We start from the raw sequence: 24,927 nt of genomic DNA, 5'->3' as shown, positions 1-24,927 counted from the left end.
CTGTTACGGCCCATCCTGAATGGTGACGATCTTGGCATCGACGGCCTTGCAGGCGCTGTCCTTGCAGATGCCGTTGATCCAGACCTGGCCGTCGCCGAACATGATGCCCTGATAATTCACGAACAGGTCTTCATATTTCTGATCCTCGACCACCTTGGCGATCTTGGGCGTGAAGATGGCGTCGTAATGGGTGACGAAATCCTTCTCGGATTTGATCTCCGTATCCTTGCCGCTGATCTTCACGCTGATCGGATAATTGACCAGCGCCGCGACCGCCTTGGCATCCTTGCCCTTCACGCCCTGCTGCAACGCCTTGATGACCGTCTCATACTGGGCGTGGTTGCCGAGCGCCTCGTCGATCGCCTGGTTCGTCGTTTTCGAATCCTGTGCGTAGGCTGGGAAAGACCCGGTCGCCATAAGAGCCGTCAAACCGGCAGCCAGAACAATGGATCGCGTTCCTGTCATTCTTTTATCCTCGTCAAAAGCGCAGGCAGCCCCACAAGCATGGCAGCCTAAACCGAACCCGTTCGCTCACTCAATTCAAACCAGCGAACATCCCTCTTCCTCGAAGGAACAGCGTTAACGCTCGAAAAAGGCAATAAGCTGTCAGGGCCCTTTAATAGCCACGCGGCGCTCCCGCAGCGGCGCGGCTGTCCATCGCACCGTAATAGCGCGCGCCGCCGCCCTTCTCGATTTCGGCCACGCTCTTGCCGCCGATGATTATGCCCGCGGCCTGCCCCCAGATCGTCCAGTCCGGGTCGATATCGACATCATGTCCCATGCCGGTGAGCAGACGCCGCGTGTCAGGCGACAGCGCATAGGGCTCCATATAGACCTTATCGGGCAGCCATTGGTGGTGGATGCGCGGCGCGTCGATCGCTTCCTGGATGTTCATGCCGTGATCGATGACGTTGACGATCGCTTCCAGCGTGATCGTGATGATGCGCGCCCCGCCGGGGCTGCCGATGACCATGAACGGCTTGCCATCCTTGGAGACGATGGTCGGGCTCATCGAGGACAGCGGCGTCTTCTTCGGCTCGATCGCATTAGCTTCGCCCTGAACCAGCCCGTAGAGATTGGGCACGCCCGGCTTGGCGGTGAAATCGTCCATTTCGTTGTTGAGCAGGATACCGGTTCCCGGCGCCACGACGCCGGCGCCGAAAGAGCCGTTGAGCGTGTAGGTGACGGCGACCGCGTTGCCCTCGTCATCGACGATGGAATAATGCGTCGTCTCGTTGCTCTCGCCAAAACCCTCCGGCTTCAGATCCTGCGAAACGCCCGCTTTGAACGGGCTGATCTTGGTGCGGATTTCCCTGGCATGATTCTTGTCGAGCAGCTTCTCGACCGGATTTTTCACGAAATCAGGATCGCCAAGCGCCGTATTGCGATCGACATAGGCATGCCGCATCGCCTCGATCATGACATGTGTGGTGTCGGCCGAACCGTAGCCGAGATAGGAAAGCGGATAGCCTTCCAGCACGTTGAGGATTTCGCAGATGATCACCCCACCCGAACTCGGCGGCGGCGAGGAGACGATCTCATAGCCGCGATAATTGCACTTGATCGGCTCCAGTTCGCGCACCGAGTACTGCTCGAAATCCTCCTTCGCCAGAATGCCCTTCATCGACATGCTGGCATTGACGATCGCGTCGGCAATCGGGCCCTTGTAGAAAGCGTCCGGCCCCTTTTCCGAAATGCTGGAAAGCGATGCGGCAAGTTCAGGCTGAACAAGCGTCTCGCCGGCAGCGTAGGGCTTGCCATCCGGCTTGAGGAAAATCGCTGCCGCCGCGGGATCCTTGGCCAGCTTCTTGGCGCCACCCTCCAGCGAGGTCGCGTCACCCTCCTCCAGCGCAAAACCTTCCTTGGCCAGACGTATCGCCGGCGCCATAAGATCCTCACGCGAGAGTTCTCCATATTTGGTCCGGGCCGTCTCAAACCCCATGACCGAGCCCGGCACGCCAACGGCCAGATAGCCGCTGGTGCTCAGGCCCTTTATGAATTCGCCCTTGTCGTCGAGATACATCGTCTTGGTCGAGGCAAGCGGCGCGCGCTCGCGGAAATCCAGGAAGGTCGTCTTGCCGTCCTTCAGGCGGATGGTCATGAAGCCGCCGCCGCCGATATTGCCGGCGGTCGGGTAGACCACTGCCAGCGCGTAGCCGACCGCAACCGCCGCATCCACGGCGTTGCCGCCCTTCTTCAGCACGTCGACACCGACCTCCGACGCCAGATGCTGCGCGGTCACCACCATGCCGTGCTCCGCTTCCAGCGGCTCGGGCGATACGGCGAAGGCGGACGATAATGGGATGAAGCCGACCGCGCTGGTAATGGCAAGGATGATCGATCTGCGAAAGGATTTTTCCATGTGGCTGCCTCCTTGGATTCTGATCTCCGACAGACAAGCCCGTCGCGCCGGCCGTGTCCAGCACGAATGACCCGGGCAGCATCCGCTCAGGGACACGTTGAATGATGCCCTGTCAGGCTGGGTGATCGGCGCCGCAATCCGCTCGCAGAGTGGCGAAGGCGGCCTGCGCGATGGCGTCCTGACCTGCCTGCATATCGGCAAGGAAACTGTCATAAGCCTGCCAGAGCGGTGGCAATATCTCGACGGGACTACCCGGCTTGCCTTCGCAACTGACAAACCCCGCGGCCTCCGCATCGACAAATATATTGCGGACATGCGTTCGCGAGACGCCGAGACGATCGGCGATCGAGCCGAAACTCTGCTCGCGGGGGTAGCGCGAAAGTGCTGCCTGCGCCACGAGCAGGAACGCGCAATAGCCGGCGTTGCGGGAGAGAAACGTCATTATCGGTTGGTGGCGCGTGAAAACCGTGGCCTTGTCGAGCGCCAGAAACATTGCTTTGCGTATTGCAAAATGCACCCGGGGATCCTGCCGCAAGGTCCAATCGTGTCCGCGATCGGGATAAAGATCGTACAGGAAGCGATGGTAGACGGCGAGATGATCACGATCATGCGCCAGCAACTGCTCGGTCGGCTTGAGGATGCGCACCCTGATATCCGACGGAGATTCGACGGAAACGACGTAGCCTACCTGACGAAAGCGGGCGACGAGATCCTCGACACGGCGCGCACTTGCCAGACCGCGCTCCACAAGAACATTTTGAAGCTGCCCGAGCGTTGCCCAGGTCGTCCGGTCATCCTCGTCGTGGGCGACATGGAAGCCGACGAGGAGCGCCCTCAGCATGATCGTGCCGGAATCGATCATGAGCCGGGTGACGAAGCGGTTGTCGGCAAACAACCCTACCAGGGCATCGATATGCGCGCGCCGCGCCTCGGCAAAACGGGGATGAGCCAGTATCTCTTCCGCCGTCTTGCTCATCTGCCTCGCCAGGTGCGAAAGCGCCGCGCCCTCTCCATCCAATCCGTTCCCATTTCTGCAAGTCGATCACATAGAACATGCAACCACAAGACGTTGTTGCGGCGAGTGACGCCGCAATTGAAAATCGGACAGGAAATCGGCTTCGCTGCCTCGGTTATGTCGGTGAATACTTCCGGATCTACCTGTTTCGCATCACCACGCAGGCGCCGCCGGCGCCACGCAACTTCTGGCAGATGATGTCGGCCGTGGCACGGTTGTCGGCCCCTATCCTGACCGCATAGATGCCGCGCCGGCCGATGGGCGAGCGTATGCGGCTGACCACCGGATCATAGCCACGCAGCAGCGCTGGGAATTTCGCCCTCTCGCGCTGCCATTGGCGGATGGCGGCCGACTGGCGGAAATTGCCCGCCACCTGAATGCCCCACGGCTTGACGTTGATGCGGGCCATGGGGATCGTCGCTGCCTTGACGATGGGCAGCCTGCGGCAGGCTTCGGAAAACTCCTGCTTCTTGTCGAGCGGGTGAATGGTGCCGGCATAGGAAGCGTTGGTGAAATTGTCGGCCGGCTCGCCCATGATGTCGAGTACGTAGTTTTCCGTTTCCATGGGCAGGAAGCCGCCTGAAGAGAGCCAGCGCGACACCCGCGTCTCGCCGGCATTGTAGGCGGCAGCCGCCAGGCCGAGGTTGCCGAAGCCGGTTTTGAGCTCGCCGAGATATTTGGCCGATGCCTCGATCGCCTGCTCGATGTCGAACGGGTCGGCCAGCCCGCGTATCCTGGCCGTGCCGGGCATGAACTGGGCAATGCCTTCCGCGCCTGCCGGGCTGACCGCATTGGCGTCGAAGCGGCTTTCCTTCCAGATCAGGCGGGCAAAGAAATCGCGCGGCACGCCGAAGCGGCCGGCATGGGTGTCGATGAGGTTGCAGATGCGGCCGACCGTCACCGGTTTTGTCCGTCCGGGCGGGTCGGCAAGGGCTGTGTCGCTCCAGGCGATCGCGCAAAAGAGCAGGGCTGCTTTTGCGAGGCTGCGCATGCGCTACTCTGCTGCCTGCTTGCCGCGGCCGAACCGCTGCTCGATATAGTCGGCGACCAGCCTTTCGAAATCCTCGGCAATAGAGGGCCCGCGCAGCGTCACCGCCTTCTTGCCGTCGATGAAGACGGGAGCTGCCGGCATCTCGCCGGTACCGGGCAGTGAAATGCCGATATCGGCATGCTTCGATTCGCCGGGTCCGTTGACGATGCAGCCCATGACCGCGACCTTGAGCTCTTCGACGCCCGGATATTTGTCGCGCCACACCGGCATGTTCTTGCGCAGATCGGCCTGGATGTTCTGGGCCAGTTCCTGGAACACCGTCGAGGTCGTGCGGCCACAGCCTGGGCATGCCGCCACGATCGGCACGAACTGGCGGAAACCCATGGTCTGCAGAAGTTCCTGCGACACCTGCACCTCGCGGGTACGGTCGCCATTCGGCTCCGGCGTCAGCGAAATGCGGATCGTGTCGCCGATGCCCTGCTGCAACAGGATGCCCATGGCCGCCGACGAGGCGACGATGCCCTTGGAGCCCATGCCGGCCTCGGTGAGGCCGAGATGCAGCGCATGGTCGGAGCGCTGCGCCAGCATCGTATAGACGGCGATCAGGTCCTGCACCTGGCTGACCTTGGCCGACAGGATGATCTTGTCGCGCGGCAGGCCGATCTCTTCGGCAAGGTCGGCCGAGATCAGCGCCGACTGCACGATCGCCTCGCGCGTCACTTCCTGCGCCGTCAGCGGCGAGCCGCTGTTCTGGTTCTCGTCCATCAGCTTCGTCAGAAGCTCCTGGTCGAGCGAACCCCAGTTGACGCCGATGCGAACCGGCTTGTCGTATCTGATCGCCATTTCGACGATCGCCGCGAACTGCTTGTCCTTCTTGTCCTTGAAGCCGACATTGCCCGGATTGATGCGGTATTTCGCCAGCGCCTCGGCGCAGGCCGGATGATCGGCCAGCAGCTTGTGGCCGATATAATGGAAGTCGCCGACCAGCGGCACATTGATGCCCAGCCGCTCCAGCCGCTCGCGGATCGCGGGCACTGCGGCAGCCGATTCGTCGCGGTCGACCGTGATGCGCACGATCTCGGAACCGGCACGATGGAGTGCCGCAACCTGCGCCACGGTCTGGTCGATATCGGCGGTGTCCGTATTGGTCATCGACTGAACGACGACCGGCGCACTGCCGCCGACGATCACGCCACCGACGTCGACGCCGACCGAGTGGCGGCGGGGAAATGGGGAGGAAAAATATCCGGTCATTACCGGCAGCCTCTTTGCGAAAAGGTAGTCGCGCCTGACGTGGAGGACGCCGCGCCCGATGTCAATGGCCGCGACGTTTCGCTCACCCGTCAGTCTATATCGAGCGGCGTTATTGAACCAAAGGGTTTACAGTTTTTTATCAGGCTGATATTGAACCATATGGTTTTAGATGACACCCCCGCCCTGGACGGTATTTTCCGTGCGCTGTCGGACCCGACGCGGCGGGCGATGCTGCGCAGCCTGACGGCCCGCGAGCAGAATATCGGCGAGCTGGCAGCCCCCTTCGACATGTCGTTTGCCGCAGCCTCGAAGCATATCCGCGTACTGGAAGCGGCAGGCCTCGTCCGGCGCCGCGTCGAGGGCCGCTCGCATATCTGCCGTATCGAGCCCGCGCCGCTGAAAGCCGCCGACGAATGGCTGCGCTTCTACGAGAATTACTGGCTGGACCGGCTCGACACGCTCGAGGCCATCTTGCGCGCCGAGGATGAACAAAAGCAGGGAGAACCGCCATGATCCGGGTAAAACTCACCAGCGTGCTGGTCGATGACCAGCAGAAGGCGAAGGTTTTCTATACGGAAAAGCTTGGCTTTGCGCTCAAGCGCGACATTCCCTTCGGCAATGGCGCAAGCTGGCTGACGGTGACGGCCGCTGACGAACCGGACGGCACCGAACTGTTGCTCGAACCGGTGCATGGCGTTGCCGAAGCGGTGACGTTCCAGAAGGCCCTGTTCGCCGCCGGCATCCCGATCACGGCCTTCGGCGTCGACGACATCCACGCCGAATATGCGCGGCTGACATTGCTTGGCGTCGAGTTTCGCGGCTCGCCGACGAAACCGGCAAGCGGGCCGACCACCGTCGCGCTCAACGACACTTGCGGCAATTACATCCAGCTTTTCCAGATCGACGAGGCGAACTGAGCCTCAAAGCTCCAGCTCCCACGTCTGCCCGACCAGATCCTGGCCGAAGGAGTGGTGGCGATCTTCCTCAACCAGCTTGAACCCCGCCGTCTGATAGATGTGCCGGGCAGCCAGCAGTATGTCGTTGGTCCATAGCGTCATCGTCTTGTAGCCCTTGGAACGGGCAAAGGAGATACACTCCTCGACCAGCCGGCGCCCGATGCCGAGGCCGCGCGCCGATGGATCGACATAGAGCAGCCTGAGCTTGGCGACGGTTTCGGATTTGCGCACGATGAAGACCGAGCCGACCACCTCGCCATCCCGTTCGGCGATCCAGGCCCGCTCCCATTGCGGGTCGAAATCCCGGACGAAGGTGCTGAGGATTTCCGCCACCAGCGCCTCGTAGCTCCCGTCGAAACCATATTCCTGCGCGTAAAGCACACCCTGCCGGTGCGTGATCCAGCCGATGTCGCCGACCTGCAACGGCCGCAGAATGTAGGGTTCCTTCGGCTCCGCGCCGCCAAGCAGGCGCTGCACGGCCTGCATCGCCTTCACCACCTTTTCCCGATCCTCGACGGAAAGACGCCCCAGCAGCGTGGCGACCTCTTCTGCGGATGCGCGGTTCAGCGGCGCAAAGGCTGCGCGGCCGGCAACGGTCAATGACAGAACCGTCTGGCGGCCATCGAGCGTGGACGGTGCGCGCGTCAGCAGACGGCGGGTCTCGAACTTCTTCAGAAGCCGGCTGAGGTAGCCGGCATCGAGCCCCAGCTCGCGCGTCAGGTCGCTCGCCGTCAGGCCCTCGCGGTTCGCCAGCTCATAAAGAACCCGCGCCTCGGTCAGCGAGAAATTGCTCCTGAGCAATCCCTCCTGCAGCAAGCCGATCTGGCGCGTGTAGAAGCGATTGAATATCCGCACGGCTTCGATCTGGTCTTCGGCAGGAGCGAGAATTTTGAGCATTGGAGCACCATGGAAAGCGCCCATCCTCGCCAAATTACTTGACTTAGTCAAGTAATTTTCATTTTGTGGCCTATCCTTCCGTGCCGTCCTGTCGCACCACATTCGCAATTTTGCTGCAATGCAATATATAGAGTGCGCCGCACCATTTTGGACAAAGGACATTTTGCCATGGCCGCCACAAGAACAGCAATCGTCACCGGTTCTACCTCCGGCATCGGCCTGGCGATCGCCCATGCGCTCGCCGCGCAGGGCTGCAACATCGTCGTCAATTCCTTTTCCGACACGGCTGACGATCACGCCATCGCGGACAAGATCGCCAGGGATCATTCGGTCAAGACGATCTATGTGCAGGCCGACATGTCGAAGCCGGCCGAATGCCGCGCGCTGGTTGCCAAGGCCGCCGAAAAATTCGGTTCGGTCGATATCCTGGTCAACAATGCCGGCATCCAGCATGTCGCGCCGGTCGAGGAATTCCCGATCGACAAATGGGATGCGATCATCGCCATCAACCTGTCGTCGGCCTTCCACACGATCGCGGCAGCCCTTCCGCTGATGAAGAAGGCCCGCTATGGCCGCATCGTCAACATCGCCTCGGCACACGGCCTCGTCGCCTCGCCGTTCAAGTCTGCCTATGTCTCGGCCAAGCACGGCATCATGGGCCTGACCAAGACCGTTGCGCTGGAAGTCGCCACCGACGGTATCACCTGCAACGCCATCTGCCCCGGCTATGTGCTGACGCCGTTGGTCGAAGCCCAGATTCCCGACCAGATGAAGGCGCATAACATGGACCGCGAAACGGTGATCCGCGACGTCATGCTCGACAAGCAGCCGACCAAGGAATTCGTCACCGTCGAGCAGATCGGCGCAACCGCTGCCTTCCTCTGCTCGGACGCCGCCGCCCAGATCAACGGCACGCATATCTCCGTCGACGGCGGCTGGACGGCGGAGTGAGGCGCTGAGTTTTTCTTTCTCGCCGTTTACGGCAAGGCAATTGCATATGAATGCTCTGATAGAGCCTGGGCGGCATTATACCCCCACCCCTAACCCCTCCCCACAAGGGGGAGGGGGACGATTTCACTGTTTTAGCCAGCAAGAACGGTGAAGATCGGGGCTGGGCGGCCACGAAGCAAGATTTCCCTCCCCCTTGTGGGGAGGGGTTAGGGGTGGGGGTATTTCGAATGCGATTACGCTCACCAGAAAGCGATTGAAAGGACAACGCCATGACCACCAACGGCAAGGCGGAGGATAACAAACCGATCAATGTCGCCCTTCAGGGCGGCGGATCGCACGGCGCCTTTTCCTGGGGCGTGCTCGACCGCCTGCTGGAAGACGGCCGGCTTGATATCGCGGCGGTGTCCGGCACCAGCGCCGGCGCCATGAATGCCGTAGCCCTGGCCGACGGCTGGGTGCGCGACGGCGCCGACGGTGCGCGCCAGAAGCTTCACGATCTGTGGCGCGCGATCGCGCTCAAAGGCCGTTTCAGCCCGGTGCGGCGCGCACCCTGGGACGTGTTGTGGGGCAACTGGTCGATCGAGAACACGCCGGGCTACATCTGGTACGACATGATGTCCCGCTCGCTGTCGCCCTATCTCGCCAATCCGCTCAACGTCAATCCGCTGCGCGACGTGGTCGAGGCCGAGATCGACTTCGACAATGTCCGCTCCCGCAAGGCGATCAAGCTGTTCATCTCGGCGACCAATGTCGAGACCGGCCAGCTGCGCGTCTTCGATCACAACGAGATCACCCTCGACGTGGTCATGGCCTCGGCCTGCCTGCCGCAGATTTTCCAGGCGGTGGAGATCGAGGGAAAGCCCTATTGGGATGGCGGCTACGGCGGCAACCCGGCGATCTTTCCGTTCTTCGATCAGGCCGCGACCGAAGACGTTCTGCTCGTGCAGATAAACCCGGTGGTGCGCGAGGAAACGCCAAAGACCGCCAATGAGATCCAGAACCGCATCGATGAGATCACCTTCAACGCCGCCCTGCTGCGCGAATTCCGCGCCATCGCCTTCATCAAGGAGATGATCGCCTCGGGCCGGCTGCCGCATGGCGAGTATCGCGACATCCGCATGCATCGCATCGACGCCGACGAAGCCTTCAAGAACCTTTCGGCATCATCCAAGATCAATGCCGAATGGGCCTTCCTCGAATATCTGCGCGATCTCGGCCGCAATGCCGCCGGCGACTGGCTGGAAGAGAATTTCGATGCTATCGGCAAGCGTGGCACGCTGGACCTGACGGACGAATTCGAAGGCCGCTTCGGCCCGCTGCGCCAGCGCGATCCCGGCAAGCGCGTCCGCGAATTCCTGGCGACCCGCAAGAAGCCTGCCGGTGCTCGCTCTCACGCCTGAATTGAAAGTTCGATAACCCGGACCAATCCCCGCACCGCCTTGCGCTGCTCCTCTGCGCCGGTGATCCTCATCTTCATGCCTTCGAGACCATCGAACAGCATGTCGGCGAGCATCATCGGCGACAGGCCGCGAACCGCCAGATCGGCACCGGTAGTCTTGGCTTCGCTCTCGATTGCAGCGGCGAAATGACCGACCAGCGTCGAACGCCACGCCTCGACGACATCGCCGGCAAGACTGCCCTTCATGTCGAGGATTTCCGCGCCATGCGGCGATTCCGAAATCTCAGCCATGACCGAGATGATCGCCGTGTCGATCGCAAGCCACATGCGCTCACCGAGCGGCTTGCCGGTGGCAAGCGCAACCTTCGCCTTCGCGCATGAGCCTTCAAGCAGGATCGACGCCAGCGCGCGATAAATGTCGGTCTTGTTCCTGAACAGGAGATAGAGCGCCGGGCGTGAAACCTCGGCTGCCCGAGCGATGTCGTCCATGGTCGTGCGCGAGAAACCGTAGGCGAGAAACATCTTCAACGCCCCGTCGAGGATGCGGGCGCGTTTCGGGTCGGTGGCTGTTTCTGCGGTTGCGGTCACGGCAAATCTGTCCTTGCAAACGTCTATTGACATAATGACGAATTTTGTCAAGATGTAGAAACGTCGGAGGCGCAAGCTTCACGGCAGGCTGTGGACGACAACAAAGGGTATCCCCATGCGCCTCATCGTCGACGGAAAGCCAATCGACATCGAAGCCGATCCGGAGATGCCCCTGCTCTGGGCGCTGCGCGACCTCGCCGGCAAGACCGGGCCGAAATTCGGCTGCGGCATCGCCGCCTGCGGTGCCTGCACCGTGCATATGGATGGCACGCCGGTGCGCTCCTGCATCCTGCCGCTCAGAGAGGTGCAGGGCGAAATCACCACCATCGAAGGCATCTCCACCGACGGCAAGCTGCATCCGGTGCAGCAGGCATGGCTGGAAGAGCAGGTCGCCCAATGCGGCTACTGCCAGGCCGGCCAGATCATGAGCGCGGTGGCGCTGCTCGACGAGATCGAGAGCCCGAGCGACGAGGACATCGACAACGCCATGGGCGGCAATCTCTGCCGCTGCGGCACCTATCCGCGCATCCGCGCCGCAATCAAGAAAGCGGCAGCACTCAAGACGGCGGGGATCTGACCATGGCCAGCGTTGGCAAGATCGCCCGCCGCACATTCCTGATTGGTGCAGCCGCAATCGCCGGCGGCGTCGCCATCGGCTATTACTATTATCGCAAGCCCTACCCCAACCCGCTCGAAGGCGAGCTTGCCGAGGGCGAGGCGACGTTCAATCCCTATGTGAAGGTCGCCTCCGACAATACCATCACCGTCATCGCGCCGCGCGCCGAGATGGGCCAGGGCGTTTCGACCTCGCTTGCCGCTTTGGTCGCCGAGGAACTCGATGTCGGCCTCGACAGGATCAAGGTCGAGCACGGGCCGGCGGCCTACGCTTACTACAATTCCGAAATGCTGGCCGACGGCGGCCCCTTCGCCTTCTACAATGACGGCCTCGTCGCCGAAACGGCGCGCGGTGCGATGGGCGCTCTCGGCAAGGTCCTCGGTTTCCAGGGCACCGGCGGTTCGTCATCGACCCGCGACGGTTTCGACAAGATGCGCCAGGCCGGCGCAGCAACCCGCCATATGCTGATCGAAGCGGCGGCAAAGAACCTTGGCGTACCGGCTTCCGAACTGGAAACGGCCGACGCCACCATCACCCACAAGGCGTCGGGCAAGAGCCTGACCTATGGCGAAGTTGCAGTTGCAGCCGCGCAGATCGAACCGCCCGCAACGCTGAAGCTCAGGGAAAAGACCGCGTGGAAGCTGCTCGGCAAGCCGCAGATGCGCACGGACATGCTGGCCAAGGTCACCGGCGCGCCGATCTTCGGCGTCGATGTGACCTTGCCCGACATGCTGCACGGTACAGTGAAGATGAGCCCGCGCTTCTGGTCGAAGCCGGTTAAGTCCGACCTCTCCAAGGCCGAGAAGATGCCCGGCGTGATCAGGATCGTGCCGCTCGAAACGACCTACGGCCACGGCTTCGGCGTGATCGCCGAAAACACCTGGGCGGCGTTCAAGGCGGCTGAAGCCATCGAGGTCGAATGGGCCGGCGCCGAATATCCAATAGATAGCGCAGCGATCTCCAAGGCGTTGACCGACGCGCTTGCCACGCAAGGCTCGGCGCTGCGCGACGACGGCAATGTCGACACCGCCTTCGCCGACGCGCCACGCGAAAAGATCGTCGAAGCCGATTATGCCGTGCCTTATCTGGCCCATGCCTGCATGGAGCCGATGAACGCCACGGCACGGCTGAAGGACGGCGTGCTCGACATCTGGTCGCCCAACCAGATGCCGACCATAACCCGCCAGCTTTGCGCCGGTGCTGCGGGCGTCGAGCAGGACAAGGTCAATGTCCACACGACATTCCTCGGTGGCGGCTTCGGCCGGCGCGGCGAGATGGATTTTTCCATCTATGCCACCCTTCTGGCAAAGGAGGCAGGGGGGCGTCCGGTGAAGATCATCTGGACACGCGAGGAAGACACCCGCCACGACGTCTACCGCCCCGCAGCAGCCGGAAAATTCCAGGCGCGGCTCGGTGACGACGGCCTGCCGGTGGCGATCGACATGAAGATCGCCTCCCCTTCCATCATCGCCAGCGTGCTGCGGCGCACGTTTCCCTCGCTGTCGCCGGTCGGGCCGGACAAGACCATTGCCGAAGGCTCTTTCGATCAGCCCTATGTCGTGCCGAACTACCGCGTCGCTGCGATCCCCGCGCAGGTTTCGGTGCCCGTCGGCTTCTGGCGTTCGGTCGGCAATTCCTACAACGGCTTCTTTCACGAAGCCTTCATGGACGAGATCGCGACCGCCGGCAAAACCGACCCCGTCGAGCTGCGCCGGAAGTTGATGACGGCACACCCGACCGCGCTGAAGGTCGTCGAGAAAGTCGCCGAGATGGCGAAATGGGGCGAGACGCTGCCGGCCGGCAAGGCCAAGGGTTTTGCCTTCACGCTGAGCTTCGGCAGCTGGGTCGGCGAGGTTGTGCAGGTCGCCGACACGCCGGCCGGCATCCGCATCGAAAAGGTCTGGATCGCCGCCGATGTCGGCACGGCGATCGACCCCGGCATCATCGAGGCTCAGCTGGTTTCCGGCGCAATCTATGGCCTGTCGGCGGCGATGGGACAGGAGATCACCTTCGCCGATGGCATGGTCGAGCAGTCGAACTTCCACGATTTCGACGCCATGCGCATCTTCCAGTGCCCGACCTTCGAAGTCGCCATTCTGGAAAACGCCAGGAAGATGGGCGGCGTCGGTGAAGTCGCCACGCCGCCGGCGATCCCCGCACTCGCCAACGCCGTCTTCGCGCTGACAGGCAAGCGCATACGCAGCCTTCCGCTGTCGAAGGAAGTGAGTTTCGCATGAGGGCATTCATTGTCATCGCGACCTCAGCCATCATGGTCTTTGCCATGGCGACATGGGTGCTGGCGCAGGAAGCGCAGACGTCACCCGCCGTCGATGCAGCGGCAGGACCGCCGGAGTGGGAAAAGATCTACGCGGTATTTTCGCATCCGCGCTGCGCCAACTGCCATGTCGAGGATGACCATCCGCGCTGGTCGGGCGCGCATTACGGCAAGACCCGCTTCCACGCTTTCAACGTCCAGCGCGGCATTGACGGCTCGGGCCTGGGCAATCCGGGGTTGCGCTGCATGACCTGCCATTTCGAAACCAACTCCAGCGTGCTGCACGGCCCGCCCGGTGCCGAGAACTGGCATCTGGCGCCGGCCGAAATGGTCTGGTTCGGCAAGTCGTCCGGCGAAATCTGCGCCCAGATCAAGGACCCGGCGCGTAATGGCGGCAGGTCGCTCGCCGAAGTCGCCGAGCATGTGCGCAGCGACAAGCTCGTTGGCTGGGGCTGGGCCCCCGGGCCTGGGCGCGAACCAGCACCCGGCTCGGCCGAGGAAACCTATCAGGCAATCGAGAAATGGACGGCTGCCGGCGCGCCCTGCCCGTAATCGTCAAATCCCTGCATGTATTTGCAAGGCTGACGTCATCTTCGCCGGTTAACGAGAGCTCCTGACAACCCATTGTCAGGATTGGGCGACTCATGAATTTTTCTGACTATTTTGCGTCACAAACTTGCGATAAAAGGCGCACACCGTTCAACTTTTCGCGAACGAACCGATTGAACCCGGCGATAGGCGCACCCATATCCGGCGGCGCGCTTCAAGCACGAGAGTGGCCTCGCCGGGGCCCTTACATTGGAAACGGTCATGGCCAAGATTAGGTTCCACAAGCTTGCCGCTATCATTGTGCTCATCGGCTTTGCCGCCTGGATGGGCACGGGCGAGTTCTCCTCCGTCGGCAGCGCTGCCACCGAAGCCGAAAAGAAGAAGGCCGAGACTGTAGCGCCAAAGGCTCCGCCCCGCACCGTCGCCGTCATCACGCCGCCGCAGCGCACCTATGCGCGCGTTATCCGCATCTCCGGCCTGACCGAGGCCGACAAGCGTGCCGTTCTGGCGACCCGCGTCGGCGGCGTCATCGACAAACTGCCGGTCAAGCAGGGCGATCGCGTCAAGACCGGCGATCTCGTGCTGATGCTGGCGGCAGAGGAAAAGCTGTCGGCAGTAGCCAACGCCAAGCAACTGCTGGTTCAGCGCCGGGCGGAACTGGACGCCGCCGAGCGGCTGGCCAAGACCGGCAACCTGGCAAAGCTCCAGCTCGACACCGCGCGCTCCAATCTCTCCTCGGCGCAGTCTCTGCTCGACACCGCCCAGGCCGAACTCGATCGCAACGAAGTGAAGGCCCCGTTCAACGGCGTCATCGACCGCGTTCCGGTGGAACTCGGCAGCGCGGTCATGCAGGGCGGTGAGGTCGCGACCATCCTCGCCCTCGACCCGGTGATCGCGCGCGGCGAAATCAGCGAACGCGACCTGCGCTACATCAAGATCGGCGACGAGGCCGATGTGCGCATGGTCAACGACCAGACCGTCAAGGGCAAGGTGCGCTACATCAGCCGCGATGCCTCTTCGGCGACCCGCACCTTCCGCATCGAGATCGCCATCCCCAATGCCGACGGCGCCATTCCGGCCGGCATGACCGCCGAAATCGCGCTGAGCGCGCAGCCGACCGACGCAGTGATGCTGCCGCGCTCGGTGGTGACGCTGGGCGACAAGGGCGATCTCGGCATTCGCTCCGTCGACAAGGACAGCAAGGTCACCTTCTTCCCGATCGACCTCGTCGATGATTCGCCGAAAGGGCTGGTGCTCGGCGGCATTCCAAGCGACGCACGCATAATCGTTGCCGGTCAGGAACTGGTGAAGGAAGGCGACGTGGTCAAGCCCGTCGACGCCGACCAGGAAACCTTGCGCAAGCTGATGGGCGAAGCTACCGGCAGCACGCAATAAGCGGGACCAGAGAGCATGAATATCGTCAAGCTCGCAATAAACAACGCGCGCCTAACAATATCGGTGCTGTTCTTCCTCGTGCTGGCGGGCGCCATCGCCTATGAGTCCACGCCCAAGGAAGCGGAACCGGACGTTCCGATTCCGATGATGTATATCAGCCTGATCTACCAGGGCATTTCGCCGGAGGATTCGGAGCGCCTTCTGCTCCGGCCGATGGAAAGCAAGCTCAAAAGCCTCAAGGGCCTGAAGGAAATGCGCTCTGCCGCCTTCCAGGGCGGCGGTTACGTGCTGGTCGAGTTCCAGCCGCAGACCGACCTGGCGACCGCGTTGCAGGACACGCGCTCCAAGGTGCAGGACGCCAAGGCCGACCTGCCGCAGGCGGCCGAGGAACCGACCGTCAACGAAGTCAATATCTCGGAGTTTCCCGTCCTTGTCGTGACGCTGTCGGGCGACGTGCCGGAGCGCGTGCTCACTGCATCCGCGCGCGAGCTGCGCGACCGCATCGAAGAGATTCCCGGCGTGCTCGAAGGCTCGCTGCAGGGCTCCCGCGACGACCTTGTCGAGGTGCTCATCGACCCGATGAAGCTGTCGTCCTACGGCCTGCAGCTCGACCAGCTGATCCAGGGCGTTGCCGCGTCCAACAGCCTGGTCGCAGCCGGCAACATCGAAGGGTCGGAAGGCAAATACGCAGTCAAGGTGCCGTCCCTGATCGAAACGCCCGAGGATGTGGCCTCACTCCCGATCGTCGCCGGCCCGAACGCGGTGGTCCAGGCCAAGGACATCGCCACGGTGCGCTCGACCTTCGCCGATGCCGAGACGATCACCCGGCTCAACGGCAAGCCGGCCATTGCCATTGAAGTCAAGAAGCGTATCGGCTCCAATCTTATCGATACGATCGGTCATGTGAAGGAAGTGGCCGACGAGTATATCAAGACCATGCCGGAAGGCATGAACGTAACCTACACGCAGGACAAGTCGGTCTTCGTCAACCAGTTGCTGGGTGACCTGCAGAACCACGTCATGATCGCCGTGATCCTGGTGTTCATCGTCATCCTCTATGCGCTGTCCGGCCGGGCTTCGCTGCTCATCGGCCTGGCGATCCCGTCATCGTTCCTGATGGGCATCCTGCTGCTCGCCATGATGGGCTACACGATCAACATGATCGTGCTGTTCAGCCTGATCCTGGCCGTCGGCATGCTGGTCGACGATGCCATCATCGTCACTGAGTTCGCCGAGCGCCGCATGAGCGAAGGCATGCCGAAGGAAGAGGCGTTCGCGCTTGCCGCGCAGCGCATGGCCGGCCCGGTCATCGCCGCCACCATGACGCGCATCGCCGCCTTCTCGCCGCTGCTGTTCTGGCCCGGCATCATTGGCGACTTCATGAAGTACCTGCCGATCACGCTGATCGTCACGCTTGCAGCGTCCATGCTCTACGCGCTGGTGTTTGCGCCGACCCTTGGCGCCATCTTCGCCAAGGCGCCTGCCCATGAGGAGGAGCATCGCGACGGCCGCTATATGGCCATCGTCAAGCAGGCCGTGCGCTATCCGATCACCGTCTGCCTGCTGACAGTCGCGCTGCTGGTGGGCGTGTTCATGGCCTATGGCAAATACGGTGCAGGCGTCGAGTTCTTCCCCAATGTCGAGCCCGACTATGGCCTTCTCTACGTCCATGCCCGCGGCAACCTTTCGCTTGCCGAAATGGATGCCGCCACCAAGGCAGCCGAGAACAGGCTGCTCGGCTGGCCCGGCATCAAGTCGGTCTACACCCGCGTCGGCAAGACGCAGGGCGGCGGCCAGGACATACCGGAAGATGTCGTCGGCGTGATCCAGTACGAGTTCGTCGACTGGCGCGAGCGCAAGTCGGCCAACAGCATCCTCGACGATCTGCGTGGCGTGATGGCCGGCATTCCGGGCGTAGACGTGGAAGTTCGTGTGCCCGACGCCGGCCCGCCCACAGGCAAGCCGGTGCAGATCAGGCTTTCCGCTGCCGATCCGGCAGGCCTCGACCAGAAGGCGCGCGACGTCGCCGCCCGCATTGCCCAGGTACCCGGCGTCATCGACATTTCGGACGGCCTGCCGCCGCCCGGCGTCGATTGGGCGCTGACGGTCGATCGGGCCAAGGCCGCGCAATACGGCATCAGCCCGACTTCGGTCGGAACGGTCGTCCAGTTGGTCACGAACGGCCTGAAGCTCAGCGAATACCGCCCTGCCGGTGCTGACGACGCGGTCGACATAAGGCTGCGCCTGCCGGAAGACCGACGCACTTTGTCGGCGCTCGACGAGCTGCGGGTCCAGACAAGCCAGGGCTCGGTGCCGATCTCCAACTTCGTCGTCCGCACGCCGGAACCGACGACCGGCATCCTCCACCGCATCGACGGCGCCCGCACGGTGGTCGTGCAGGCAAACGTCGCTGCCGGCCAGCAGGTCGCCGCGGTGCAGGCGCAGGTTTCCCAGGCGGTCACCGACATGAAGCTGGAAGGCGTGCGCTGGAAACTCGCCGGCTCCAACGAGGACAGCGAGGAGGCCAGCGCCTTCCTCAGCAAGGCCTTCGGTGCCGCGATCTTCCTGATCTTCCTCGTGCTTCTGGCGCAGTTCAACAAGTTCACCAGCGTCTGGCTGGTGCTGTCCTGCGTGGTCATGGCGACGATCGGCGTGTTCCTGGGCCTGCTCTTGACCGGCCAGGCCTTCGGCATCGTCATGTCCGGCATCGGCGTCATCGCGCTGGCCGGCGTGGTGGTGAACAACAACATCGTGCTGATCGACACCTACGACCGGCTGCGTGAGGAAGGCTGGGACAAGACCGAAGCCGTCCTGCAGACCTGCCGCGAACGTGCGCGGCCAGTGGTGCTGACAGCCGTTTCGGCCATCCTGGGCGTTCTGCCGATCGCCTTCGGCCTCGGGCTGGAAATCTTCCACCATGAGACGACGATCAACGCGCCGTCGACCCAGTGGTGGATCTCGCTGTCCAGCGCCATCGTCTTCGGCCTGTCCTTTGCCACCGTGCTGACGCTGGTGGTGACGCCGGCCATGCTGATGGTGTTCACCCGCGCAAAACGCCAGCCCGGCGCGCAGCGCAGCTGGTTCAGCCGGCTGTTCCGGCGCGGCAAGACGGACGATGCGGCCACCGAGACGGCTCCCGTGGTGACCACCGCCGAGCCGGTCACCTACCCCAAGGCCGCCGAATAAAGCGAAGCGAAAGCGCCGTCCCGGGTGCCCGGGACGGCCGCTGTTTCGTAGCCGGCGGAACAATGTGGCGCGATTGCGCATTGTCAGTTCATTGCAACACTCCAGACGAGGGAATTGCCATGACGCTGACAACACTTCTGATCATCATTCTCATTCTGATCCTGATTGGCGCGGTTCCCGCGTGGCCGCATTCGCGCGCCTGGGGTTATGGCCCATCCGGTATCGTCGGCATTATCCTCGTCGTGCTGCTCGTATTGCTTCTGATGGGACGAATTTGACAGGCAGCCGCCTGCAACAAAAAAGCGCGCCGCATCACGCGGCGCGCTTTTTTGTATGGGCTTGAAACCCGAAACTATTCGGCAGGCTGCGCCGCAGGTACGAAATCTGCCGAGCGCGCCAATCCGGCAAGCAGGAACACCACAACAAGCAGCGCCGAAACCGCCACGAACACCGGCGCAAAGCCGGTGTGCCCGCCGATGAAGCCGATGGCCGACGGCGCTACCAGAATGCCGGAATAACCCATGGTGGTGACGACACTCATGCCGGCGCCCGCCGACATGCCGGGCTGGTTGCCCGCAGCCGAGAAGGCGATCGGCACCATATTGGCAATGCCGAGGCCGCAGAAGGCGAAGGCAGCGATGGCAATCCATGGCGTCGGCGCAAAGCCTGCCACCAGCATGCCGGCAGCGGCGATCAGGCTGGAAACCCTGAGCGTGGTCACCGCGCCATAGCGGTTGCGCACCGCATCGCCCATGAAGCGCACCAGCGCCATGGTGCCAGCGAAGCAGCCAAAGGCGAAGCCGGCTGTTGCGATATCCGCGCCGAGTTCCTGCTTGAGATAGAGTGCTGCCCAATCGAGCACGGCGCCTTCCGGGACCATCGAGAACAGCGCCATCACGCCAACCAGGTAGATCACCGGATTTCTCGGCAATGTGAACTTGCGATGCTCAGCCGCGACATGCCTGTCCTCGACGACGAGGTAGCGCAGCGCAAATCCAAGGAGGACAAGCGCTACCACGGTTACACCCGCCGCATGGGCGAGATAGCCATAGGTCTGGATTGCGATGCCGCCGATGCCGCCGCCGACGAAACCGCCAAGGCTCCAGAAGCCATGCGAGGACGACATGATTGCCCGCGAGAGCTTCTTTTCGACGGCCACCGCATTGGAATTCATCGCCACGTCCAGACCGCCGATGACGCCGCCGAACAGGAACATCGAGAGCGCGGCCAGCGGCACATTCGGCGCGAGTGCTACGATCAGCAGGCCAAATGTGGCGGCAGCGCCAAACCAGCGCATGACGCTGCGCGAGCCATGACGCGCAATAAGATGACCGCACCACGACATGAAGGCGATGGCGCCGACGCCGAACACCAGGATCAGCAGGCCGAGCGTGAATTCGCTGATCTCGAGCCGCGTCAGGAAAACGGGAATCTGCGGCGCCCAGCTTCCGGTGATGAAGCCATTGGCGAAGAAAGCAGCGGCAACTGCCCAGCGGCCTTTCTTCGCGGCAGCGATCGTGTTCGTTGCGTTCATAAGCGATTCTGCGTCCGGATTTGCGATTTAGCGACAATTAAATCGGTTTAATTTCTTGTCAACGCATAAGGCATAGCCAAACGTTGGGCCAGCCGCGTTGTCCGGTCCGCTTATTTCGTGCCAATGCGGCAAGAGTTGGAAGTCGTTTGAAACTTCTGCCTGCCGGCGCATTTACCGGCAGGGTAGAATTAGCGAACGGTCTCTCAGCCGAAGGCTATGAGCAGATCTTTCGCGTCGATCTGGTCGCCGGCCTTTACCAGCACCTCAGTAATGGTGCCGTCGCGCTCGGCGTGGAGCGCGGTTTCCATCTTCATCGCCTCGATCGACAAAAGCACGTCGCCGGCCTTTACCGCCTGCCCTGCAGCCACGGCCAGCGTCGAGACCACGCCCGGCATCGGCGCGCCGACATGGGCCTCGTTGCCCGGCTCTGCCTTGCGGCGGGCCTTGGCGGCCGAGGCGCCATGCGCACGATCCGGCACCTTCACGCGGCGCGGCTGGCCGTTGAGCTCGAAGAAGACCGTGACCATGCCCTTTTCATCGACATCGCCGATGGCGAGACAGCGGATGACCAGAGTCTTGCCCTTTTCGATGTCGACGAAAATCTCGTCCTCAGAGGCCATGCCGTAGAAATAGACCGGCGTCGGCAGCACGCTGACCGGACCGTAGGTGTCCTGCGCGCCGACGAAATCGGTGAAGACTTTCGGATACATCAGCCAGGACGAGAATTCGAATTCGCTGAGTTCGCGGCCAAGCTTCTCCTCGATCTCCTTGCGGTCGGCCTTGAGATCGGCGGGCTTGAGCAGCGAGCCGGGGCGCACCGTGATCGGCTTCTCGCCCTTCAGCGCCTTCTTCTGCAACGCCTTCGGCCAGCCGCCGGGCGACTGTCCGAGATCGCCGCGCAGCATCGAGACGACCGAATCCGGGAAGGCAATGTCCTTGTCGGGGTTCTCGACATCGGCCACCGTCAGGTCCTGGCTGACCATCATCAGCGCCATGTCGCCAACCACCTTGGACGAGGGCGTCACCTTGACGATGTCGCCGAACATCAGGTTGACATCGTGATAGGCTTGGGCAACCTCGTGCCAGCGCGTCTCAAGGCCGAGCGAGCGCGCCTGCTCCTTGAGATTGGTGAACTGGCCGCCCGGCATCTCATGCAGGTAGACTTCCGAGGCCGGCCCCTTGAGGTCGCTTTCGAAAGCGGCATACTGGTTGCGAACGGCTTCCCAGTAGAAGGAGATGCGGCGGATCCATTGCGGGTCGAGGCCAGGATCGCGCGGATCGCCCTTCAGCGCCTCGACGATCGAGCCGAGACAAGGCTGCGAGGTGTTGCCGGACACCGAATCCATCGCCGCATCGATAGCGTCGACGCCGCTCTCCACGGCAGCAAGCACGGTCGCCGCCGACAGGCCGGAGGTGTCATGCGTGTGGAAATGGATCGGCAGGTCGGTCGCCTCGCGCAGCGCCTTGAACAGCACGCGCGCCGCTGCCGGCTTGAGCAGGCCGGCCATGTCCTTGACGGCAATGATATGCGCGCCGGCCTTTTCCAGTTCGCCGGCGAGGCCAACATAATATTTGAGATCGTACTTCGCCCGCGCCGGGTCGAGGATGTCGCCCGTGTAGCAGATCGCCGCCTCGCAGAGCTTGCCCTCAGTGCGCACGGCATCCATGGCGACGCGCATGTTCTCGACCCAGTTCAGGCAATCGAAGACGCGGAACAGGTCGATGCCGCCATCGGCGGCCTGCTTGACGAAATGCTGCACGACATTGTCGGGATAGTTGGTGTAGCCGACGCCGTTTGCGCCGCGCAGCAGCATCTGCAACAGCAGGTTCGGTGCCGCCTCGCGCACCAGCGACAGGCGCTCCCAGGGATCTTCGGTCAGGAAGCGCATGGAAACGTCGAAGGTCGCACCGCCCCAGCATTCCAGCGAAAGCAGCTGCGGCAATGCGCGGGCATAGGTGCCGGCAATGCGGGCGATGTCGTGGGTGCGCATGCGCGTCGCCAGCAACGACTGGTGGCCGTCGCGCATGGTCGTGTCGGTGACCAGAACCTGCTTCTGGTCCCGCATCCAGGCGGCGAACTTTTCAGGCCCGAGCGCGTCGAGGCGCTGCTTGCTGCCGTCGGGAACCTTGCCGTTGAGATAGGGCACAATCGGGGCCGCCGCATCTTCCTTCGGCGCCGGGCGGCCGCGCGTTTCCGGGTGACCGTTGACCGACACGTCGGCCAGATAGTTGAGCAGCTTGGTGGCGCGGTCCTGCCGCTTCACCTGCGCGAACAGTTCCGGCGTCGTGTCGATGAAGCGGGTGGTGTAGGAATTGTCGTGGAAACTCGGATGCGTGATGATCGCTTCGAGGAAGGTCAGGTTGGTCGCCACGCCGCGGATGCGGAACTCGCGCAGCGCACGGTGCATGCGGGCGATAACCTCGGTCGGCGTCGGTGCCCAGGCGGTGATCTTCTCAAGCAGCGGATCGTAGAAACGCGTGATGACCGCGCCCGAATAGGCCGTGCCGCCATCGAGGCGAATGCCGAAGCCGGTCGCGCCGCGATAGGCGGTGATGCGGCCATAGTCGGGAATGAAATTGTGCTCGGGGTCTTCCGTGGTGATGCGGCACTGCATGGCATGGCCATTCAGCCGGATTTCCGACTGCGAAGGCACGCCCGATTCCGGCTTGCCGATCTCAAAACCATCGAGGATGTGGATCTGCGCCTTGACGATGTCGATACCGGTCACCTGCTCGGTGACGGTATGCTCGACCTGGATGCGCGGATTGACCTCGATGAAGTAGAATTTGCCGCTGTCGGCATCCATCAGGAACTCGACAGTGCCTGCGCCGATGTAATTCGTGGCGCGCGCGATCTTCAGCGCGTAGTCGCAAAGCTCGCCGCGCTGGATGGCGTCGAGATAGGGTGCCGGCGCGCGCTCCACGACCTTCTGGTTGCGGCGCTGGATCGAGCAGTCGCGCTCGAACAGATGCACCGCATTGCCATGCGTGTCGCCCAGCACCTGCACCTCGACATGGCGGGCGCGTTCGATCAGCTTTTCGAGATAGACCTCGTCCTTGCCGAAGGCAGCCTTGGCCTCGCGCTTGCCTTCCGTCACTTCGCGGGCGAGATCGGCCTCCGAGCGGATGGCGCGCATGCCGCGCCCGCCGCCGCCCCAGGAAGCCTTGAGCATCACCGGGTAGCCGATCCCGGCGGCAAGCTTCTTGACCGTCTCCATGTCGTCAGGCAGCGGCTCCGTCGCAGGCACCACCGGCACGCCGACCTCGATGGCCAGATTGCGCGCCGCCACCTTGTTGCCGAGCCGGCGCATCGTCTCCGGCTTGGGCCCGATGAAGGTTATGCCTGCCTCGGCGCAGGCGTCGGCGAATTCGGGGCTTTCCGAAAGCAGGCCGTAGCCGGGATGGATGGCATCCGCGCCGGACTGCTTGGCGACCCGGATCACCTCCTCGATCGACAGATAGCTCTCGATCGGCCCCATATCCTTGGCGAGATGCGGCCCGCGCCCGACCTGATAGCTCTCGTCGGCCTTGAAGCGGTGCAGCGAGTATTTGTCTTCCTCGGCCCATATCGCGACCGTTTTCAGCCCGAGTTCATTGGCCGCGCGAAACACGCGAATGGCAATCTCGGAACGGTTGGCGACGAGGATCTTCGAAATGGGCACTAGCAAGGCTCCATACACCGAGGGAAATTGGCCGGCGCATGATTAGCGGGAAATTGCTGCAGTGCAACCCAAATCGAAGAACTAATTTCAATCGATTTAATTTGAAGCAAGAAAAAATGCCCGGCGCGAACGCCGGGCATTTCCGCAAGGTATAAAACCTTAGAGCTGGAAGTAGTTGTACTTGCCGTCGTCGCCCTTCTTCCACTGGTAGACGACATAGTCGGCGTCGGTGCGGTCACCCTTCTCGTTGAAGGAGAGCTCGCCCAGAACCGTCTTGAACGGTCCCTTTTCCTTGATCGCCTTGGCAACTGCCTCCGGATCGTTCGAACCGGCAGCCGCAGCAGCCAGTGCTACGACCTGGGTCGCGGCATAGGAGTACAGCGTGTAGGCTTCAGGTTCGAAGCCGGCAGCGCGGAACTTCTCGACGATTTCCTTGGCGTTCGGGTTGTTGCGCGGATCCGGGCCGAAGGTGTTGTAGGTGCCGGCAACCGCGTCACCCGCGATCGAGGCAAGTTCGTTCGACACGATGCCGTCGCCCGAGAACAGCGGAGCCTTGAGGCCCTGGTCAGCCGACTGGCGGATGATCAGGCCGGCTTCGGTGTGCAGGCCGCCCCAATAGATGAGCGTGACGCCGGCTTCCTTCATCTTGGCGATGAGCGCGCCGAAATCCTTGTCGCCGACATTGACGCCTTCATACATGGCTTCGGTGACGCCGGCAGCGTTGAGCGCCTTCTTGGTTTCGTCGGCAAGACCCTGGCCGTAAGGCGTCTTGTCATGGATGACGGCAACCTTGGCGTCCTTGAAGTTGGCGGCGATGTAAGCACCGGCAACAGCACCCTGCTGGTCGTCACGTCCGCAGGTGCGGAAGGTGTTCCACAGGCCACGCTCGGTGAAGACCGGGTTGGTCGCAGCCGGGGTGATCTCCAGGATGCCGTTTTCGGCATAGACTTCCGACGCGGGGATCGAAACGCCCGAGTTGAAGTGGCCGACAACGAATTTGACGCCATCGGCGACGAACTTGTTGGCAACCGAGATGCCCTGCTTAGGATCGGAAACGTCGTCGCCGATCGAGACCTTGATCTGCTCGCCATTGATGCCGCCAGCGGCATTGATGTCGGCTGCAGCCTGTTCGGCACCCTTCTGGAGCTGTGCGCCGAAGGCAGCGTTCGGACCCGTGATCGGGCCGGCAACGCCAAGCAGGACGTCCGCCCATGCGCTGCCGCTGAACGCCATCAGAGCGGTCAGTGCAACTGCGGACAAAAGTGATTTTCTCATTGAAACACTCCCATTAACTGAG

20 protein-coding genes are annotated in these 24,927 nt (G+C 62.6%); 10 read left to right on the top strand and 10 right to left on the bottom strand.

The features are described from left to right. Positions 1 to 3: 3 nt before the first annotated feature. The 5 genes from DZG07_RS04425 to ispG all read right to left on the bottom strand — a co-directional run bounded on the left by DZG07_RS04425 (position 4) and on the right by ispG (position 5,622). Positions 4 to 465, bottom strand: a complete 462-nt coding sequence (locus DZG07_RS04425; RefSeq protein ID WP_119814612.1) for a hypothetical protein — start codon at positions 463 to 465, stop codon at positions 4 to 6. Between the two features lie 151 nt (positions 466 to 616). Beyond that, on the bottom strand, positions 617 to 2,362 hold the full coding sequence (gene ggt, locus DZG07_RS04420; RefSeq protein ID WP_119814609.1) for a gamma-glutamyltransferase: 1,746 nt from the start codon (positions 2,360 to 2,362) through the stop codon (positions 617 to 619). A 112-nt stretch (positions 2,363 to 2,474) separates the two neighbouring features. Next, positions 2,475 to 3,338: a hypothetical protein gene (locus DZG07_RS04415; RefSeq protein WP_119814606.1), complete on the bottom strand. Its 864-nt coding sequence runs from the start codon at positions 3,336 to 3,338 to the stop codon at positions 2,475 to 2,477. Between the two features lie 178 nt (positions 3,339 to 3,516). Beyond that, a complete protein-coding gene (locus DZG07_RS04410; protein ID WP_119814603.1) occupies positions 3,517 to 4,368 on the bottom strand; it encodes a lytic transglycosylase domain-containing protein in 852 nt (283 codons plus the stop codon). Between the two features lie 3 nt (positions 4,369 to 4,371). Beyond that, a complete protein-coding gene (gene ispG, locus DZG07_RS04405) occupies positions 4,372 to 5,622 on the bottom strand; it encodes a flavodoxin-dependent (E)-4-hydroxy-3-methylbut-2-enyl-diphosphate synthase (protein WP_091909171.1) in 1,251 nt (416 codons plus the stop codon). A gap of 39 nt (positions 5,623 to 5,661) precedes the next feature. Between ispG and DZG07_RS04400 the strand changes: the two genes are divergently transcribed. Then, positions 5,662 to 6,135, top strand: a complete 474-nt coding sequence (locus DZG07_RS04400; protein ID WP_348626411.1) for a metalloregulator ArsR/SmtB family transcription factor — start codon at positions 5,662 to 5,664, stop codon at positions 6,133 to 6,135. Further along, positions 6,132 to 6,539, top strand: a complete 408-nt coding sequence (locus DZG07_RS04395) for a VOC family protein (protein WP_245429579.1) — start codon at positions 6,132 to 6,134, stop codon at positions 6,537 to 6,539. The genes DZG07_RS04400 and DZG07_RS04395 overlap by 4 nt, the downstream gene beginning before the upstream one ends. A gap of 3 nt (positions 6,540 to 6,542) precedes the next feature. Here DZG07_RS04395 and DZG07_RS04390 read toward each other — a convergent pair whose 3' ends face one another. After that, entirely contained in the window at positions 6,543 to 7,475 is a 933-nt protein-coding gene (locus tag DZG07_RS04390; protein WP_119814600.1) for a helix-turn-helix domain-containing GNAT family N-acetyltransferase, read from the bottom strand. A 168-nt stretch (positions 7,476 to 7,643) separates the two neighbouring features. Here DZG07_RS04390 and DZG07_RS04385 point away from each other — a divergent pair, with 168 nt between their 5' ends. Both DZG07_RS04385 and DZG07_RS04380 read left to right on the top strand, forming a co-directional pair. After that, a complete protein-coding gene (locus DZG07_RS04385) occupies positions 7,644 to 8,426 on the top strand; it encodes a 3-hydroxybutyrate dehydrogenase (RefSeq protein ID WP_119821389.1) in 783 nt (260 codons plus the stop codon). Between the two features lie 269 nt (positions 8,427 to 8,695). Continuing rightward, positions 8,696 to 9,826: a patatin-like phospholipase family protein gene (locus DZG07_RS04380; protein WP_119814598.1), complete on the top strand. Its 1,131-nt coding sequence runs from the start codon at positions 8,696 to 8,698 to the stop codon at positions 9,824 to 9,826. Here the strand turns inward: DZG07_RS04380 and DZG07_RS04375 are convergent. Continuing rightward, positions 9,817 to 10,413, bottom strand: a complete 597-nt coding sequence (locus DZG07_RS04375; protein ID WP_245429578.1) for a TetR/AcrR family transcriptional regulator — start codon at positions 10,411 to 10,413, stop codon at positions 9,817 to 9,819. The genes DZG07_RS04380 and DZG07_RS04375 overlap by 10 nt on opposite strands. Positions 10,414 to 10,528: 115 nt before the next feature. Here DZG07_RS04375 and DZG07_RS04370 point away from each other — a divergent pair, with 115 nt between their 5' ends. The 6 genes from DZG07_RS04370 (at position 10,529) to DZG07_RS04345 (ending at position 18,712) form a co-directional block, all read left to right on the top strand. Then, positions 10,529 to 10,990, top strand: coding sequence for a (2Fe-2S)-binding protein (locus tag DZG07_RS04370; RefSeq protein WP_091909165.1), 462 nt, complete (start codon positions 10,529 to 10,531; stop codon positions 10,988 to 10,990). 2 nt (positions 10,991 to 10,992) lie between these two features. Continuing rightward, positions 10,993 to 13,266, top strand: a complete 2,274-nt coding sequence (locus DZG07_RS04365) for a xanthine dehydrogenase family protein molybdopterin-binding subunit (RefSeq protein WP_119814592.1) — start codon at positions 10,993 to 10,995, stop codon at positions 13,264 to 13,266. Then, the gene (locus DZG07_RS04360; RefSeq protein ID WP_119814589.1) at positions 13,263 to 13,856 is read left to right on the top strand and encodes a hypothetical protein; all 594 of its coding nucleotides are present in this window, start codon (positions 13,263 to 13,265) and stop codon (positions 13,854 to 13,856) included. Before DZG07_RS04365 ends, DZG07_RS04360 begins: the two co-directional genes overlap by 4 nt. Positions 13,857 to 14,114: 258 nt before the next feature. Continuing rightward, positions 14,115 to 15,248 (top strand): efflux RND transporter periplasmic adaptor subunit, encoded by a 1,134-nt coding sequence (locus tag DZG07_RS04355; RefSeq protein WP_091909157.1) that lies wholly within the window; start codon positions 14,115 to 14,117, stop codon positions 15,246 to 15,248. Positions 15,249 to 15,263: 15 nt separating this feature from the next. Then, positions 15,264 to 18,434, top strand: coding sequence for an efflux RND transporter permease subunit (locus DZG07_RS04350; RefSeq protein WP_119814586.1), 3,171 nt, complete (start codon positions 15,264 to 15,266; stop codon positions 18,432 to 18,434). Between the two features lie 119 nt (positions 18,435 to 18,553). Further along, complete coding sequence (locus DZG07_RS04345) at positions 18,554 to 18,712, top strand: DUF3309 family protein (RefSeq protein WP_091909152.1); 159 nt, start codon at positions 18,554 to 18,556, stop codon at positions 18,710 to 18,712. Positions 18,713 to 18,786: 74 nt separating this feature from the next. On the opposite strand, the gene DZG07_RS04340 is transcribed toward DZG07_RS04345, so the two are convergent. From DZG07_RS04340 to DZG07_RS04330, 3 genes are all read right to left on the bottom strand, one after another. Continuing rightward, positions 18,787 to 19,968, bottom strand: coding sequence for an MFS transporter (locus tag DZG07_RS04340; protein WP_119814583.1), 1,182 nt, complete (start codon positions 19,966 to 19,968; stop codon positions 18,787 to 18,789). Positions 19,969 to 20,171: 203 nt separating this feature from the next. Further along, a complete protein-coding gene (gene pyc / locus DZG07_RS04335; protein ID WP_119814580.1) occupies positions 20,172 to 23,630 on the bottom strand; it encodes a pyruvate carboxylase in 3,459 nt (1,152 codons plus the stop codon). A 159-nt stretch (positions 23,631 to 23,789) separates the two neighbouring features. Continuing rightward, positions 23,790 to 24,905 carry a branched-chain amino acid ABC transporter substrate-binding protein gene (locus DZG07_RS04330; protein WP_119814577.1) on the bottom strand — a complete coding sequence of 372 codons (1,116 nt, stop codon included), beginning with the start codon at positions 24,903 to 24,905 and terminating at the stop codon, positions 23,790 to 23,792. Positions 24,906 to 24,927: the final 22 nt, after the last annotated feature.

It is taken from the genome of Mesorhizobium sp. DCY119, assembly GCF_003590645.1.
GTDB lineage: Bacteria > Pseudomonadota > Alphaproteobacteria > Rhizobiales > Rhizobiaceae > Mesorhizobium_M.
The sequence above is the reverse complement of the archived record's forward strand: the minus strand, read 5'-3'. Positions and strand labels throughout refer to the sequence as shown.